Origin of the sequence: Marinobacter alexandrii (genome assembly GCA_039984955.1) — a bacterium.
In the GTDB taxonomy this organism is placed as follows: Bacteria; Bacteroidota; Bacteroidia; order Cytophagales; family Cyclobacteriaceae; genus Ekhidna.
The window spans coordinates 2,496,137-2,511,203 of sequence record JBDWTN010000007.1 but is presented as its reverse complement, the minus strand read 5'-3'; the positions used below and the strand labels follow the sequence as shown (position 1 = coordinate 2,511,203).

Here is a 15,067-nt window from a genome sequence, read left to right as displayed (position 1 = left end):
GATTAATTTCCTGATCCAGCCAATAGTCCTACTACAACGCCGAAAAGAGCCGCACCTTCAATAAGGGCTGCTGCAATAATCATTGCTGTCTGGATTTTACCAGCTGCTTCAGGCTGTCTTGCAATACTTTCAGTAGCTCCTTTACCGATTAAACCGATTCCAAGACCTGCTCCTAGTACTGCTAAACCTGCTCCAATTGCTCCCATGATAAATTATTTATAGTTTAAAAAATTAGTTTCTAAATTAATGATGCTCTTCTACTGCTTGTCCAAAATACAAAGCAGATAAAAGCGTAAAAACGTACGCTTGTAGTACTGCCACGAAAAGTTCTAACATATTCATAACAGTTGCAAAAACAGCCCCTACTACACCGATCGTTAAGCTTTCAAAAATGAAGGCCAAGCTGATAATACTAAGTATCAGAATGTGTCCTGCAGTGATGTTTGCAAATAGTCGAATCATCAATGAAAATGGCTTAGTAAAAATCCCAATGATTTCTACCGGCCAAAGTATAAGATAAAGTAAGATCTTTCCGGCCCATGGCATAGATTTTCCCAAAGGATCCACGATATGAAGCCAGTATGTCTTTCTTCCAGAAAAAGTTGTTATTAACAATGTTATTACGGCAAGTGTCAATGTCACAGAAATATTACCAGTGAGATTTGCTGCACCTGGCAATAGTCCAAGTAAGTTCCCAAACCATATGAAAAAGAAAACTGTAAGCATAAATGGCATGAACTTCTCATACTTTGGTCCAATGTTTTCTTTAGCTATATCATCTCTGATAAAGAGAATGATTGGTTCAAATAATGACTGAATTCCTTTCGGCGCTCTGCCTACATTTTTCTTGTATCCTCTAGCTACGGCTAAAAAGACTAGAAGTAAAAGCGACGCGTCTATGAATAGAAATAGAACGTTTTTTGTAATAGATATATCAAAAACATGGCCTCCACTTTCTAAATTGATATGATCATGATCCATGATATAGCCATTGTAACTAACTAGCTCATGGTTCTCATCAAAAAAATGATGCGATGAAAAAACATCTATTCCTTTTTCTTTTGTGTATACAATTATTGGTAGATGAACGGTGAGACCATGATAAATTTCCCATACATGGGAATCAGAGATGTGGTGATTAATTAACTCACTAGGGTCAAATTTTTCTCCTTCCTTTTCAGAACCGCCCCCAGCCCAAACCATACTAGGCATTACGAGCAGTAATATTGCTAAAAACTTGTTGATTCTCAGAAAGTTAGATCGCTTCAACATAGAGCCTATTTTCATCGGATATTCGTTCGTTCCTCAATTTCGGCGCAAGTTAGTCAATGACGTAACTATTTCAAAGATCATGAATACCAAATAGAGGACAATAAATTGTACTACCAGATTAAAGTGATCCGATTGTGAATAAATAAGGATAAGGATGAAAACCAATGATGACAAAAGTCTGATGACAATCTTAACCATGGACATCTGTACTGACCATTCTTTTGGCGCCCAATGGTCTATTCGAAAAAGCACAAATGCTTGACTGACAAAGAAAAAAATCATCACTTGGAAAGATGAGTGCAGCGCTAATTCTTCTTCAAAGAAATAGCCTAATACAAGCAATAAAATTGCTATCGCACCTAAGGCAATCCATTTTTTCATTAAAGGAATTTTAAAAGTAGCCAAATAGTGCCCGCCATTGCTAGGAAAGTTCCAATCAATATAGCTATTGGGCTAGATCCTAAATAATTGTCCAAGTAATATCCTCCCAGAATTAGCGCGAGATTTAATATCACCATCTCAAATGCTAGTGCATAAAATCGCATGAAAGGCCTCTTCTCAGGTGCTGGGTCTGATTGATTAAGCTTTGAGGGCTTGTTGTTCTGTGTCTTCGAGCTTCCCAATTTTGATCTCCTTACTTTTTACGCCCATTTTACATTTTCCGTTGAAAGTGGCGCCAGACTCAACCAAAAGCTTGTTTGTGATAATATCTCCGTCTATTGTAGCCGTTGCTTTCAAAACCAATTGCTCGGTAACTTCAATGGTGCCAGTAATATGTCCTGCAACCTCGGCATTCTGTGCCAGCACGCTTCCATCTACTTGAGACGAGTGTCCAAAAGCTGCTTTTGATTTAGTCTTAATATCTCCTACCACTTTGCCTTCTACACGAATATTTCCAAAAGTTTCGATACTTCCATTTACAATCGTGCCTTTCCCAATTATATTACTTGAGTTACTCAACTCTTCTACTTCTTTTTGATTCTTGTTCAACATAGCATGATTTTATAGTGCAATATACTCCTGAGGATTTACAGGGTTGCCATTGTGCCACAATTCCAAATGCAAATGAGGCCCAGAAGTAAGTTCGCCCGTATTTCCTATTGTGGCCACTACTTCCCCAGCGGCTACAAAATTACCAACGTTTTTAAATAATTCCGAATTGTGCTTGTAAACCGAAATTAAATTGCCTGGATGCTGAATTGCTAATATATACCCTCCATCAAGTGTCCAAGAAGACATAATCACAACTCCATCTGCCACCGATCTAACGGGCTCATTTTCTTGAGCTACCATATCAATGCCATAATGATCGGTTTTCGGATTAAATCCATCTGTAATTATTCCATCTAATGGACTGAATAAATAAATATCCCTTAGCTCATACACATTGGAAGAAACAGCAATAGGGAGCGCCGTGATATCGGCTAATTCAGAATCCTCAAATTCAGCACGAAATTGAGAATCTAAAGGCTGTATAGTTTGTTTCAACTCCGCAGGTTGCAAGTCAGACTCAAGGCTTATTTCTTCACTTTGATCTATCTGCTCTCCCGCAATGACCCTGCGTACATTTTCAATATAAATATTTTTATTACTTACTTCCTGCTCCAGAGAATCTATTGTCATAGATAATTCCAGTACTTGTCTATTGGCTTCCATCTGAGCATGGCGTGGATCCAGCCATTGCTCTAGGGCTACAGTCACCAGATATACTGCCAAAGTCAGTAAAAGAATTCCTATTCCGGCCATTAGGAGAAATAGCCTTGCATAATTGAAGCTAAATGTAGTTTTCTCGGCAAAATTCTCCTCATTACGAATAATGAGTAAGTATTTATTCGTTAGCCAGTTGCTTAATGTCTTTCTTGCGGCCATGTATTGCAATTTAAGGCGGTAAAGTTATGCAATCGCCTCATGTTTTATCTTTACACCAATTTGAATTTCAGAGCGTTATTTATTGAATCAGTCTAATTCCATTTTGAAGAAAATTCTTATAGCATATTTAATAGTTTTGATTGCAGGTTGTTCTCCCTACAAAAACAATCCGCTCAGTGGCTCATTTCATGATCTTACGGCTCATTATAATGCCTATTTCATCGCAAAAGAGCGAATCAAGGAAATTGAAGCTTCCATATTTGAAGATCAAGAGTGGAATTACAACAAAGTATTACCCATCTATTCACAATTTGACTCAATCAAATCGGCATCATTAAATACACAAATAGAAGATTGTATTCAAAAAGCATCTATTGCGATTCAAAGACACCCAAACAGTAAATGGGAAGATGATAGCTATATTTTGGTAGGCAAAGCTCGATACTATGCAATGGAGTTCCCCGATGCTATCGAAACATTCAAATATGTTAATACCCATAGCGAAGATGATAATGCGAGGCATCAGGCCTTAACGGAATTAATCAGGAGTTTCACAGAATTCGATGAATACAACAATGCTATTGCAGTAACAGATTATCTAGCCAAAGAAAAACTTAATAAAGACAATCAAAGAAGATTACATATTAATACCGCATATCTCTATCAAAAAAAGGGAGATCAGAGTAAAATGGTGGGCAGTTTGGTAAAAGCAGAGGAATTGTTGACCTCTTCAGACAAGGCTCGAATAAATTTCATTATTGGCCAGACTTTTCATGAATTGAATTTTGAAAGTGAAGCATTCAGGTATTATAAAAATGTATTAAAAAACAACCCTTCGTATGAGCTAGAATTTTACTCCAAGCTCTACATGGCACAAGTGACTGAACTTGCTGAGGGAAATGACTTAAAAAAAATTCAACGATATTTTAGGAATCTCTTAAAGGATCCTAAAAACAAAGAATACCAAGATAAGATTTATTATGAATTGGCTGGTTTTGAACTAAAAAATGGAAACATAGATGAGGCTATCAAAAGCTACAAGCTCTCTATCAAAAATAGCTCGAACAACAACCGACAGAAAGCTTATTCTTACTTGAGTCTAGGCAAGATTTATTACGACACATTAAAAAACTTTGTCCTTGCTAAAAATTATTATGATAGCACGGTGGCTACCATGCCGCAAGACGAAGAAAATTATCAGGAAATCAAGGAACGACAAGAAATTCTTGTCGATTTTGTTAAACAAGTAGTTGTCATTCAAAAGAATGATAGCTTACTTCATTTGGCAACCTTGCCTAGAGATTCTGTGATATCAATGCTCACCAATGAAATTGCAAAAGAGAGAGAAAATGCTGCAGAGAAGAAAAAGAGAGAAAAACAAGTTGCAATCAATCGAGCTAGAAATATTAATCAAAACGGTGGTGAAAACATCATAACGACTACTTCCAAGGGCTCTGACTGGTATTTTAATAATAGCAATGCTCTTAGCAGAGGTTCTGGTGAATTTGTGAGAAAATGGGGTGATCGTGCACTTGAGGATCACTGGAGAAGAAAAAATAAAGAAACAGTCAATTTAATCAAAGAGGAAAAAATAATTTCCGAAGATATATCCGAGTCTACTGGTGAGGAAACTGTAAGTGAATCCGCAGAGGATGAAGCAAAAAAATTAATGTCGGGCGTTCCGTATGAAGAAGAGAATAAGCGCATACTCCTAGATGAGATTGAAGACGCGCTCTATAATCTTGGTAACATATATAATTTGAGGCTTGAAGAGGATGAAAATGCCGCTGACTCCTTTGAAAAACTACTCAAAAGGTTTCCAGAGACGGAATATGAACCCGAGGTACTCTATCAACTCTATCTTCTCTATAAAGAAGCTAATGCATCCAGATCTTTTGAAAAAGGAAGTATTCTTAAAAAGAAGTATCCGGAAACCATTTATGCTAAGTTGGTAGACAATCCTAATTATAGAGAAGAGAGCTTTGCTACAAGTGAACAACTAAAAAAGCTATATAAAAATCTATACGAAATGTATAGAATCAAAAAGTTTGATGAAGTCTTGTTTGCTGCAGACAGCTCACTGGCTAAGCATCCTGATAATGAATTTAGTGACAACATAGCCCTCCTCAGAGCTCTCACTGTTGGCCATATGGAGGAAGACCATAGATATCAATTTGAACTTGGAGAATTTATTAAAAATTACCCCGAAAGTGAGCTTAACACTTACGCCATGTCTTTACTTGAAGCATCAGAAAATTTTCAACAAAAAAGATATAATAGTGCGAAAGCTCGATTTATCAAGGACTTTAATCAAAAGCATTTGTTTGTCATTGTATATAATCTTGAATCAGAACTCACAGAGTCAATTCCTCCATTAATTGATACGTTTTTAGAAGAAAAAAATCTTTCAACGTTAAAAACGGGCAACCTCATTTTAAGTGAAGAAAAATCAATGCTGTTAGTCAATATTTTTCCTGGAAAGGGGACTGCCCTCAATTTTATGAGTTCATTCATGGAAAGTGTTGAATTAAAGAATAAGTTTAAAGGACAAAAAATTGATGTTTTTGTCATCACAGAAGATAACTTTGATATTTTCTATAAAACGAAAGATGTATCAGCATATATCACATTTTTTGAAAAAAATTATTAATGCGACAAAAGCTTACTAAATACATTTTAAGAACTATTTGGATTTTTTTTATACTAGGGATTTTAGGTATTCCGTCAATTTTTCTAATGGTGAAAAATGATGCCTTAGGCTGGTTCGGAGGACTCCCAAGTTTAGAAGCATTGGAAAGACCTGATCCAGATTTATCCTCTGAATTGATCAGTACGGATGGCGTGTCTTTAGGGAAATATTTTAGAAAAAATAGGACACCCGTTTCTTATGATGAATTGTCACCAGAGCTCATCAACACCTTACTTGTCACAGAAGACATAAGATTCAAGGATCATTCAGGGATTGATCTCAGAGGTTTTACAAGAGCTGTAATAGGTAAACTTACTTTTAGTTTTCAGGGTGGTGGCAGCACGATCACCATGCAGTTAGCAGAAAACCTGTATAGTACCAATAGCACTCAAAAAGGATCACTATATAAATATCCTTCAATAGGCCAACTAATCACAAAAATCAAGGAATGGATTATTGCAGTTCAACTTGAACAATCATACACTAAGGAAGAAATTCTAGCGATGTATCTTAATACTATTGAATACGGAAGCAACTCATATGGGATTAAAGTTGCCGCAAATACGTTTTTTAATAAACTTCCATCACAATTAGATTATCAGGAATCCGCAAGTTTAGTGGGATCAATAAATAAACCAACGGCCTTTAACCCTGCTTACAACCCTGAAAGAGCCAAGAGTAAAAGAACAGAAGTGCTTTGGAATGTTCATAAGTACGGATTGATAGATCGCTTCTTATATGATTCACTAAATAATAAAGAACTTGAGCTTAATTATTTGGTAGAAAGTCAAAACGAAGGTTTGGCTACATATTTTAGAACGGTAGCAAAAAACTATCTTGTCAGCTGGGCTAGTGAAAATGGATATGACCTTTTTGAAGATGGTTTGAAAATCTATACTACGATAGACAGTAGAATGCAGAAGTATGCTGAAGAAGCGGTATTTGAAAGTATGGATACACTTCAACAGGTTTTCAACGAGCACTGGTCAGATCAGAACCCTTGGATCGATGATGAAAACAATGAAATTCCAGAATTTCTTGATAACGCGATCAAACGTACTAGTGCTTACAAAGCATTAGTGTCACGTTATGAAGATCAGGCTGACTCAATTGAATACTATCTCAATAGAAAAAAGAAAATGACAATTTTCTCCTGGAAAGGAGAAATTGATACCACATTTAGTTCATATGATTCACTTAACTATTATAAGAGGTTTCTTCAAACTGGTTTTATGTCCATGGATCCAAGAACTGGCTATATTAAAGCGTGGGTTGGAGGAATTAATCACAAATATTTCAAATATGATCATGTTAAGCAAAGTAAAAGGCAACCTGGTTCAACTTTCAAGCCTATTGTTTATACCGCTGCGATAGATAATGGATATTCACCATGCTTTCCAGTAGTCGATGCTCCAGTTTCTTTTAGTCTTCCTGGCCAAGATCCTCCTACTTGGGTGCCTCAAAATTCTAGTGGAAGATTCACAGGTGAGGTAATGACCATAAGACGAGCAATGGCTCAATCTGTAAATAGTATAACAGCTTATATGATGAATCGTATAGGTCCGAATACAGTAGTTGATTACGCTAAAAAATTAGGAATAGAAAGCAGATTAGATCCTGTTCCATCACTCTGTTTGGGAGCAGGTGGTGATGTTTCTATTTATGAAATGATAGGTGCTTATTCAACTTTTGTCAACAAAGGCACTTTTATTCGCCCATTTTTTATTTCAAGAATAGAAGACAAAAATGGAAATGTCATTCAACAGTTTGTTCCTGATGAAAAAGAAGCAATCAATGAAGAGACAGCTTACCTAATGCTTCACATGCTTAAAGGAACTGTAGAATTAGGTACTGGAAGAATTTTAGACTACTCCTTAAAACTTGATAACGAATTGGGAGCTAAGACTGGAACAACTCAAAATGCTTCGGATGGTTGGTTCATTGGTGTTAGCAAAGACTTAGTTTCGGGCGCTTGGGTAGGCGGTGATGACAGAAGTATTCGTTTTCGAAACTGGGCTATGGGGCAAGGGGCTAGAACTGCACTCCCAATTTGGGAAAAATATATGCTTAAAGTCTATGCGGATGAGACTTTAGGTTACGAAAAAGGATATTTTGAAAAATCGACTAAGCCTTTACGAACAGTTATAGATTGTGAGCTATATCAGGAGAACACAAACCCGTCAGATACTATCGACTATGATGTAGTAGAAGAAGACGATTTTATGTAATGCAATTTCAGCGCTACTCAAGAGAGGAATATCTAAGTCTCCCTGGTAAACCTGGTATTTACAAATTCTTTGATTCAGAAGATAATATCATATACGTTGGGAAAGCTAAAAATCTTAAAAAGAGAGTTTCAAGTTATTTCACAAAAACTAACCTAGACAATCGAAAAACTTATAAGCTCGTTGCTGAAATAAAGCATATCGAATTTGTAATTGTCTCTTCAGAATTTGATGCCTTATTACTCGAGAATAACTTAATCAAAGAGAATCAACCCCGATACAATATTCTTCTAAAGGATGATAAAAGCTTCCCCAGTATCTGTATCACAAAAGAAAGGTTCCCTAGGATTTACTCCACTAGGAGAATTGACCACACGAAAGGTGAATACTTCGGCCCTTATACTAGCGTAAAGGCTATGAATGGGGTACTTGATCTTATTCGGAAATTACACAAAATCCGTACTTGTAAATTCAATCTTTCAGAAGAAAACATAAGCAAAAAGAAATTTAAGGTTTGCCTGGAATATCATATCGGAAACTGCCTTGGCCCATGCGAAGGGTTACAATCAGAGAATGATTATATGAAGGATATTGAAGAAGCGAGGAAAATTTTGAAAGGAAAGGTAAGTGTCGTTAGAAGATCCTACAAGGAAAATATGCAACACGCATCTTCACAACTAAAATTTGAAATCGCACAATCATATAAAGAGAAAACTGATCTTCTTGAGAAATTTCAATCTAAGTCACTTATCGTAAATCAAAAAATCACAAACACAGATGTTTTCACGATGACTCCTGAAGGAGAAAAATCACTTTTCATCAACTTCATGCGAATAGAAAACGGCGCTATTGTGAATTCTGAAACTATAGAAGTAAAGAAAAAAATAGAAGAAGATGACAATGAAGTTTTTCGTTTTTCAATGTTTGATCTTCGAAAGAAATACAATAGTGAAAGCTCAGTCATCTTAACTAACAAAGAAGTAGAGGCATGGGAAGGCATTGAAGTCTTATTGCCTAAGATTGGTGACAAAAAAAAATTAGTAGAATTATCTCTACGAAATGCTCTTTATTTTAAGAAAGAGAAATTTTCCCAGAATTCTACACAGCCAAACGAAAGTGTATTATTGAAGTTACAGGAAGATTTAAGACTCACCGAGCTACCTATACATATTGAATGTTTTGATAACTCAAACATACAAGGCACTAACCCTGTAGCCTCAATGGTATGCTTTAAAAATGGTAAGCCTTCAAAATCCAATTATAGAAAATTTAATATAAAAACCGTAATCGGCCCTGATGATTTCGCTTCAATGAGAGAAGTAGTTGGGAGAAGATATAAGCATCTCAAAAAGGAAAATCTTGATTTCCCAAACCTTATTGTCATTGATGGCGGTAAAGGTCAACTGAGTGCTGCCTGTGATGCACTAAGAGAATTATCTATTTATGGTCAAATTCCTATTATCGGAATAGCAAAGAGACTTGAAGAAATCTATTTCCCAGAAGATTCTATCCCAATTTACATCAGTAAGAAGTCACCGTCCTTAAAGATCATTCAACAGCTGCGTGACGAAGCACATAGGTTTGCCATAACATTCCATCGTCAAAAAAGGAGTAAATCATCAATCACATCATCATTAGATTCTATTAATGGTATAGGAAGTACAACTCGAGATAAATTGATGAATGAATTTGGCAGTATTAAAAGGCTAAAGGAAAGTTCAGAAAAGGATCTCATAGATCTGATAGGACAATCAAAAGCTAATACAATTTTAATGGCCATAAAAAAAGGAGACCTATAGTCTCCTTTCAATTATCTTTTTTGAACTGATTACGTTAATAATCTTTCACACATCTACAACTGTTTCTGTGCCAATCACCTATTACGCTATGGAAGATTTCTTTAGAGCCTTTTTGGACAGACACCAGACCAGACGTATTATCCGATTTTTTTTCTGCGTCCCAGTAATTACCGCTGATACCAATATTCTTAAAAACTCTTCCAGGATCACCAAATCCGGCCAATCCTAGATCGATCCCGCTCTCTCCTCCTTTTTGCAATGCAATTCCAGCATCGTGGATTCCACCATATGTTCGGAATAATAGTTTCCATTCTGCAATAGTAGGAACATGCCAACCATCAGGACAGGCCTCTTTAGCCGCCTGAAATGTATAAAGTCTACCGTATGCTTCGCAATAAGCAGGCTCATTTTTATAACAAAAAGACTCTGGCACTTCGTAAGCCAAGTTTTCAGCCATCCAAGTGCGTTTCACTGAAACGCCTCCTTCAAGCTGAATGTCAATAGTCACTGTCTTATACGTCTTCTCATCTCTGGAATCCGTTAACTCTCCGAACTCTTGGGTATGCCCAAGTAAAAAACCAGCAGTTAAAAATAAGGAGAGTAAAATTCTAATATTCATATTTGAGTGGATTAGGGTTAGGTTCAAATCATATTAATATTCCCATAGTTCTGATTCATATTCCATCAGGTCGTATTCATATTTCTGTTGAATAACGATTACACTCATAGGATCATTAGCCATTTCATCAGCATAGAGTTGTCGTATATCCAAGTCTTGTGCATTTGATAATTTGATTATTGGAGCACTGAAAAGTCTAAGCTCAAAAGCATCGCTCATATTCATATGCTGACCTGAATTATTATTATTATAGTACTTTGCTTTGTCAGCATACGGACCTCTAAATAATGCAACTACATCATCATATCTAAAGTGAGCGACCTTTCTCTCGAAACCAGCAGGATTATACAATGAACCAGCTTCTCTTGGTAATGCTATACTTAAAGATCTAATGTAATTGTACATTCTGGATCTATTTCTGTCAAAGATTACATCTTCTTTAATGTACAATACAGAGAAATATTCCTCAGGTATAGCTTCTTGCCTTGCCTCATCCGCCTGTTCTTCAGTCGCTTCATCAGCACTTGAGTCATCACCAAACGAATCAAATCCCCCGGAATTAAAACCTCCACCTACAAATGGGTTCTGCTCTCTTTCTACCGATATATTAGAAATAAAAATGATATCCGGCATAAAATTGATACATGAATCAGAACGATATGGCGTCAAAAGGCCTTCGTCTACCGCCTGTATTAATAGGCGGGAAACCTCTCCATTTAACGAAAAGAAAGGCCTATTTTGCTTTTCTTTCATATCCATTCTCCTCCAGACTGATTTTTTAAACATCACCTGAGTCTGATCTACCTCCGGCTTAATAAGAGGAGATAGTTCCTCTTGCGCATATCCGAAAGAAATTGCAAGACTAAAAACAATTACATAACCTAATTTTCTCATAACACTGTTTTAACTGACAAGTTTTATTTCAACGACAAGTTGATAAAGCGTTGGAATTTTTTAAAATCCTCCACTTGTTTTCTAAAGTTCTGTCTTTGAACTTTCTTTATCTCAATTACAAGTTGGTCTCCTTTTCTTCCTCTCATCCCTCGTAAGTTTACTGTTTCACTAGCTCTAACTGACCCACGCCCAAGACCTCCACTAACTAGCGTAATTTCCGCTTCTGCTATTCTAAATTTTGAATCATTAGGCAAAAATTGCGCGAAACTTTCATCAGGAATGGCCTTCAAAAACAACTCTGGAGTTCCCGAAGGAATACCATCTTTCTGGTTCACTTCTCCAGCACTTGTGAATACCTTAATATCAGGAGCTGGAATCCCTCTTACGCCAAATTCTCTTGTCCCTATTTTATTTCCATTTGAAGAAACAGTTAAAATAACCTTTCTTAGAGTTTTTGGAACAATAGTCACCTGACCTGTCTGAGAGCCCTTAATAGCATCTCCTCCACTTGCAGAGAATGACGGGTTATATGCTGTTCCCAAAGCAGGAACTTGAACGTCTAAAGCGTTTCCACAATTGAAGTATAGTGCATTAACTGATTGTGACTGGATTTGGATTACCGGTCGTACTACATAATAATCTATAGTATCTGTGAATGTGGTATCAGTTCCTCCTCCTTGAGGCACTTTAATAGAAGCAACAATTTGTTTCTTCGCATTTCCATTCTTATCGTATTTTCCTGGAGTTGCAGTAAATTCTACTTTACCAACTCCAGCAACCACTGGAGCGTCTTCTCCATTGTAGGTCATCACTAACTTATCATTTAGACCAGAAGCGGATGCCGCAATGAACATATCTGCTTTGTACTTAGTACCGGCAGCCACATACTGTGACTCAGGCATAACTACAGGCTTAATTTGATCGAATGTAATATCCTTCAATCCAACTCTTTTTACTAAGAAGTCCAATGCAGACGTTTCGAAAGCCAGAACATTTGCCTGAAATTCACTAACTGTCGCAAGTCCCGCATGAGTTGGAGAACTTTCAAACGCTAATTGTGACCATTTTTTACCGTTCTGATTTTCATCTTTACTGTAAATAGGATCTTCTTCAGCGTCTAGCGCTATCTTGTGGTATTGCTTTAGTTTAGAATCGTCTGCACCATTCTCTTTCAGAACTTTTTGAATGTAATTTGCATAACCATTTAGTAGTTCTTTCATTCGTGCACCGTTTCCGTCCCCACCTTCTTCAATAGGCATCATATAATTACCAACCTTATCATAATCAGTCTTGCCATTAATGAATCTGCGATCACCTTTGTGGCCTTCCATGTAATCACCAGTGATTTCAACAAAAGTTTCTTTGTACTCTTCGAGTTCTGAAAAGATTTTCATTGTTTCCGCACGCAATGTCTCAGCATCAGAAACTACTTTTAAATCGTCATCACGATTACCCTTATCTTTTGCGGCAGATTTCATTCCAGTAATCGTTCGAGCATTTCGTTCAGATGTTTCAGCATTTGCTCGTTCTAAGCTCTCATTGATAAAGGCGAATTTGTCCAAGACCGTGGAGCTAACATTTAGTGCCAACAATGCAGTAAGCACCAAATACATCATGCCGATCATTTTCTGCCGTGGCGTTTCTTTTCCTCCTGCCATAATTTAAATTCTTTAAAGGGTTAATTATTGATTACCTCTCATTGCGGTAAGCATATTACCGTATACTTTATTAAGAGCAGAAATGTTCGAAGTAAGCTTGTTAAGCTCAGCTTGGAATGCAGAAGTTTCTTTTCCTGCATCAGCCATACTTTCAAGCGCACCACTAATGTTTGAATAGAATTTATTCAATGCTTTTGTATGACTTTGAGCATCTTTCAATTCCATTTCATAAACGGCATTCAAAGCACCTAGACTCTTAGTCACATTTTGAACTTGGCCATGATATTCCTTCGTGTCTTTAGTTGCGTCAGCCATTCCAGACATTGCCTCCATTGCAGAAGCATAAGACTTGTTCATCTCAGTTAGAGAATTAGATGCTGATTTTACATTTTTAGCATAATCGTTAGTAGCAGAAGCCGCATCACTAAGATTAGCCATGTTTTTAGCTGAAGAAGCCATACTTCTCATGCCGTCACCAAGACTTTTGATAAGTTCTGGACCTACTTTTGCGTCTGCAAGCATTTTATCCATTTGAGCAGAAGCACCAGTTGCTTGTGGCACAGCTTTCCTTGGAGCAGCAGAAGGACCATCATAATCATCCGCTAACTCTGGATAAACTTTAGCCCAATCTGGCTCAGCGTGCTTCGGTTCGAATGCACTCAAAAAGAAAATAACTGCTTCAACAGAGAGACCAACCCCTAACATAAGGGCTGCACCAGGCATATGAAGTATTTTAAACATCGCTCCTACGATTACAACCGCAGCTCCTATCCCATAAATTTTAGGCATTATAGTGGAATAGAGTAGCTCCTGAAATCCGCCTTTTTTACTCATTGTTATAATATTTAGGTTAGTAATTTATTCGTTTTTGGTTTTATTAAAATTCGTATCCTGATGATCTTCCTAGATATGTCATTGCGCATCTAAATCCGATTGACGCTCTGGTAGTATCCTGATGCTCATAAGAACGAGTACCAGTCTCCAAGAAATATGCTATATCTTTCCATGACCCTCCTCGGATCACTTTGAAAGGAATATTATCATCAAAATAAGTTGGGTTCAAATCCCATGTTAATGGCATTGCTGAAGGGTTATATGCATCTTCACACCATTCAGCAACATTTCCTGCCATATCGTAGAGGCCATACTCGTTTGCAAAATAGGTTCCAATAGGAGAGGTGTAAGCATACCCATCATCAAAATAGTTACCTCTTCCAGGTTTAAAGTTTGCCAAAAGGCAACCTTTTGCATTTCTTATATATGGATTACCCCAAGGATACTTAGCCATGTCTCTTCCACCTCGAGAGGCATATTCCCATTCTGCTTCAGAAGGCAATCGGAAGTTTGGCATAACAGGCAAACCTACACTTGATCTGTAATCATTAAGATAGTTGGTTCTCCATTCGCTGAAATATTTCGCAGCATTCCAATCAACCCCAACAACAGGATAATCATCAAATGCAGGATGAGACCAATAGTATACTACTAAAGGATCACCCATATGATGAGTATAATCTCTTGTCCAAACAGTTGTATCAGGTATCAGGTCAGCAATTGAATACCCTGTTGGTAAATCGATCTCTGAACTTTCCTGAAGATTTTGAGTGAACTGTCGGTATTCGTTATTGGTGATTTCAGTATCATCCATAAAGAAACCTCCGATGGTAACCTGTTTATTAAAATTTATCTGGGTAGCAGCTACATCTTCATCAGCTTGACCCATATGGAATGTTCCAGAAGGAACTGAGACCATACCAAATGGCCTAGTCATTTCCCAACCTAATCTATCCGGAGCTCCTATAAGCTCACCTCTGTCACCTTGATCTCCGCCAAAAAGACCACAACCTGTTAGAATTATGGCACAGCAAAGGACAGTACAATTTGATATTGTAAAAACACGCATTTTATTCATAACACCTTTATTCAACATGCAAGTATGTAAAATAAACAAACTTTAACAAGAATTATTGCACGATATTCTGCCTAAATATATAATCATATCCTGAGACTGGACAAGTTTTGCTTTCAATTTTGGATGAAGG

Annotated in this window: 13 protein-coding genes; 3 read left to right on the top strand and 10 right to left on the bottom strand. The window is 37.0% G+C overall.

Annotated features, from left to right (window positions below; translation table 11 throughout):
- Positions 1–2 precede the first annotated feature (2 nt).
- The 5 genes from atpE to ABJQ32_17500 form a co-directional block, all read right to left on the bottom strand.
- On the bottom strand, positions 3–206 hold the full coding sequence (gene atpE / locus ABJQ32_17520; protein ID MEP5291459.1) for an ATP synthase F0 subunit C: 204 nt from the start codon (positions 204–206) through the stop codon (positions 3–5).
- Positions 207–243: 37 nt separating this feature from the next.
- On the bottom strand, positions 244–1,272 hold the full coding sequence (gene atpB / locus ABJQ32_17515; GenBank protein ID MEP5291458.1) for a F0F1 ATP synthase subunit A: 1,029 nt from the start codon (positions 1,270–1,272) through the stop codon (positions 244–246).
- 33 nt (positions 1,273–1,305) lie between these two features.
- Positions 1,306–1,653 carry a hypothetical protein gene (locus ABJQ32_17510; protein MEP5291457.1) on the bottom strand — a complete coding sequence of 116 codons (348 nt, stop codon included), beginning with the start codon at positions 1,651–1,653 and terminating at the stop codon, positions 1,306–1,308.
- Between the two features lie 198 nt (positions 1,654–1,851).
- The gene (locus ABJQ32_17505; protein ID MEP5291456.1) at positions 1,852–2,265 is read right to left on the bottom strand and encodes a polymer-forming cytoskeletal protein; all 414 of its coding nucleotides are present in this window, start codon (positions 2,263–2,265) and stop codon (positions 1,852–1,854) included.
- Positions 2,266–2,274: 9 nt separating this feature from the next.
- Positions 2,275–3,141: a M23 family metallopeptidase gene (locus ABJQ32_17500; protein MEP5291455.1), complete on the bottom strand. Its 867-nt coding sequence runs from the start codon at positions 3,139–3,141 to the stop codon at positions 2,275–2,277.
- Positions 3,142–3,244: 103 nt separating this feature from the next.
- Between ABJQ32_17500 and ABJQ32_17495 the strand changes: the two genes are divergently transcribed.
- The 3 genes from ABJQ32_17495 to uvrC are packed head-to-tail and all read left to right on the top strand — an operon-like array spanning position 3,245 to position 9,854.
- Positions 3,245–5,791 (top strand): tetratricopeptide repeat protein, encoded by a 2,547-nt coding sequence (locus tag ABJQ32_17495; GenBank protein MEP5291454.1) that lies wholly within the window; start codon positions 3,245–3,247, stop codon positions 5,789–5,791.
- Positions 5,791–8,058 (top strand): transglycosylase domain-containing protein, encoded by a 2,268-nt coding sequence (locus ABJQ32_17490; GenBank protein MEP5291453.1) that lies wholly within the window; start codon positions 5,791–5,793, stop codon positions 8,056–8,058. The genes ABJQ32_17495 and ABJQ32_17490 overlap by 1 nt, the downstream gene beginning before the upstream one ends.
- Positions 8,058–9,854, top strand: coding sequence for an excinuclease ABC subunit UvrC (gene uvrC / locus ABJQ32_17485; GenBank protein MEP5291452.1), 1,797 nt, complete (start codon positions 8,058–8,060; stop codon positions 9,852–9,854). The genes ABJQ32_17490 and uvrC overlap by 1 nt, the downstream gene beginning before the upstream one ends.
- 34 nt (positions 9,855–9,888) lie before the next feature.
- On the opposite strand, the gene ABJQ32_17480 is transcribed toward uvrC, so the two are convergent.
- The 5 genes from ABJQ32_17480 to ABJQ32_17460 are packed head-to-tail and all read right to left on the bottom strand — an operon-like array spanning position 9,889 to position 14,937.
- The gene (locus tag ABJQ32_17480) at positions 9,889–10,473 is read right to left on the bottom strand and encodes an FISUMP domain-containing protein (GenBank protein MEP5291451.1); all 585 of its coding nucleotides are present in this window, start codon (positions 10,471–10,473) and stop codon (positions 9,889–9,891) included.
- A 33-nt stretch (positions 10,474–10,506) separates the two neighbouring features.
- Positions 10,507–11,367, bottom strand: a complete 861-nt coding sequence (gldN, locus tag ABJQ32_17475) for a gliding motility protein GldN (protein MEP5291450.1) — start codon at positions 11,365–11,367, stop codon at positions 10,507–10,509.
- A 23-nt stretch (positions 11,368–11,390) separates the two neighbouring features.
- Positions 11,391–13,025, bottom strand: coding sequence for a gliding motility protein GldM (gene gldM, locus ABJQ32_17470; protein MEP5291449.1), 1,635 nt, complete (start codon positions 13,023–13,025; stop codon positions 11,391–11,393).
- Positions 13,026–13,049: 24 nt separating this feature from the next.
- Positions 13,050–13,859, bottom strand: a complete 810-nt coding sequence (gene gldL / locus ABJQ32_17465) for a gliding motility protein GldL (GenBank protein MEP5291448.1) — start codon at positions 13,857–13,859, stop codon at positions 13,050–13,052.
- Between the two features lie 43 nt (positions 13,860–13,902).
- The gene (locus ABJQ32_17460; protein ID MEP5291447.1) at positions 13,903–14,937 is read right to left on the bottom strand and encodes an SUMF1/EgtB/PvdO family nonheme iron enzyme; all 1,035 of its coding nucleotides are present in this window, start codon (positions 14,935–14,937) and stop codon (positions 13,903–13,905) included.
- Positions 14,938–15,067 lie beyond the last annotated feature (130 nt).

What these genes read in the sequence shown, in the direction of transcription:
- atpE (MEP5291459.1), bottom strand. Translation starts at nt 206, where the DNA reads ATGGGAGCAATTGGAGCAGGTTTAGCAGTACTAGGAGCAGGTCTTGGA.
- atpB (MEP5291458.1), bottom strand. Translation starts at nt 1,272, where the DNA reads ATGTTGAAGCGATCTAACTTTCTGAGAATCAACAAGTTTTTAGCAATA.
- ABJQ32_17510 (MEP5291457.1), bottom strand. Translation starts at nt 1,653, where the DNA reads ATGAAAAAATGGATTGCCTTAGGTGCGATAGCAATTTTATTGCTTGTA.
- ABJQ32_17505 (MEP5291456.1), bottom strand. Translation starts at nt 2,265, where the DNA reads ATGTTGAACAAGAATCAAAAAGAAGTAGAAGAGTTGAGTAACTCAAGT.
- ABJQ32_17500 (MEP5291455.1), bottom strand. Translation starts at nt 3,141, where the DNA reads ATGGCCGCAAGAAAGACATTAAGCAACTGGCTAACGAATAAATACTTA.
- ABJQ32_17490 (MEP5291453.1), top strand. Translation starts at nt 5,791, where the DNA reads ATGCGACAAAAGCTTACTAAATACATTTTAAGAACTATTTGGATTTTT.
- uvrC (MEP5291452.1), top strand. Translation starts at nt 8,058, where the DNA reads ATGCAATTTCAGCGCTACTCAAGAGAGGAATATCTAAGTCTCCCTGGT.
- ABJQ32_17480 (MEP5291451.1), bottom strand. Translation starts at nt 10,473, where the DNA reads ATGAATATTAGAATTTTACTCTCCTTATTTTTAACTGCTGGTTTTTTA.
- gldN (MEP5291450.1), bottom strand. Translation starts at nt 11,367, where the DNA reads ATGAGAAAATTAGGTTATGTAATTGTTTTTAGTCTTGCAATTTCTTTC.
- gldM (MEP5291449.1), bottom strand. Translation starts at nt 13,025, where the DNA reads ATGGCAGGAGGAAAAGAAACGCCACGGCAGAAAATGATCGGCATGATG.
- gldL (MEP5291448.1), bottom strand. Translation starts at nt 13,859, where the DNA reads ATGAGTAAAAAAGGCGGATTTCAGGAGCTACTCTATTCCACTATAATG.
- ABJQ32_17460 (MEP5291447.1), bottom strand. Translation starts at nt 14,937, where the DNA reads ATGAATAAAATGCGTGTTTTTACAATATCAAATTGTACTGTCCTTTGC.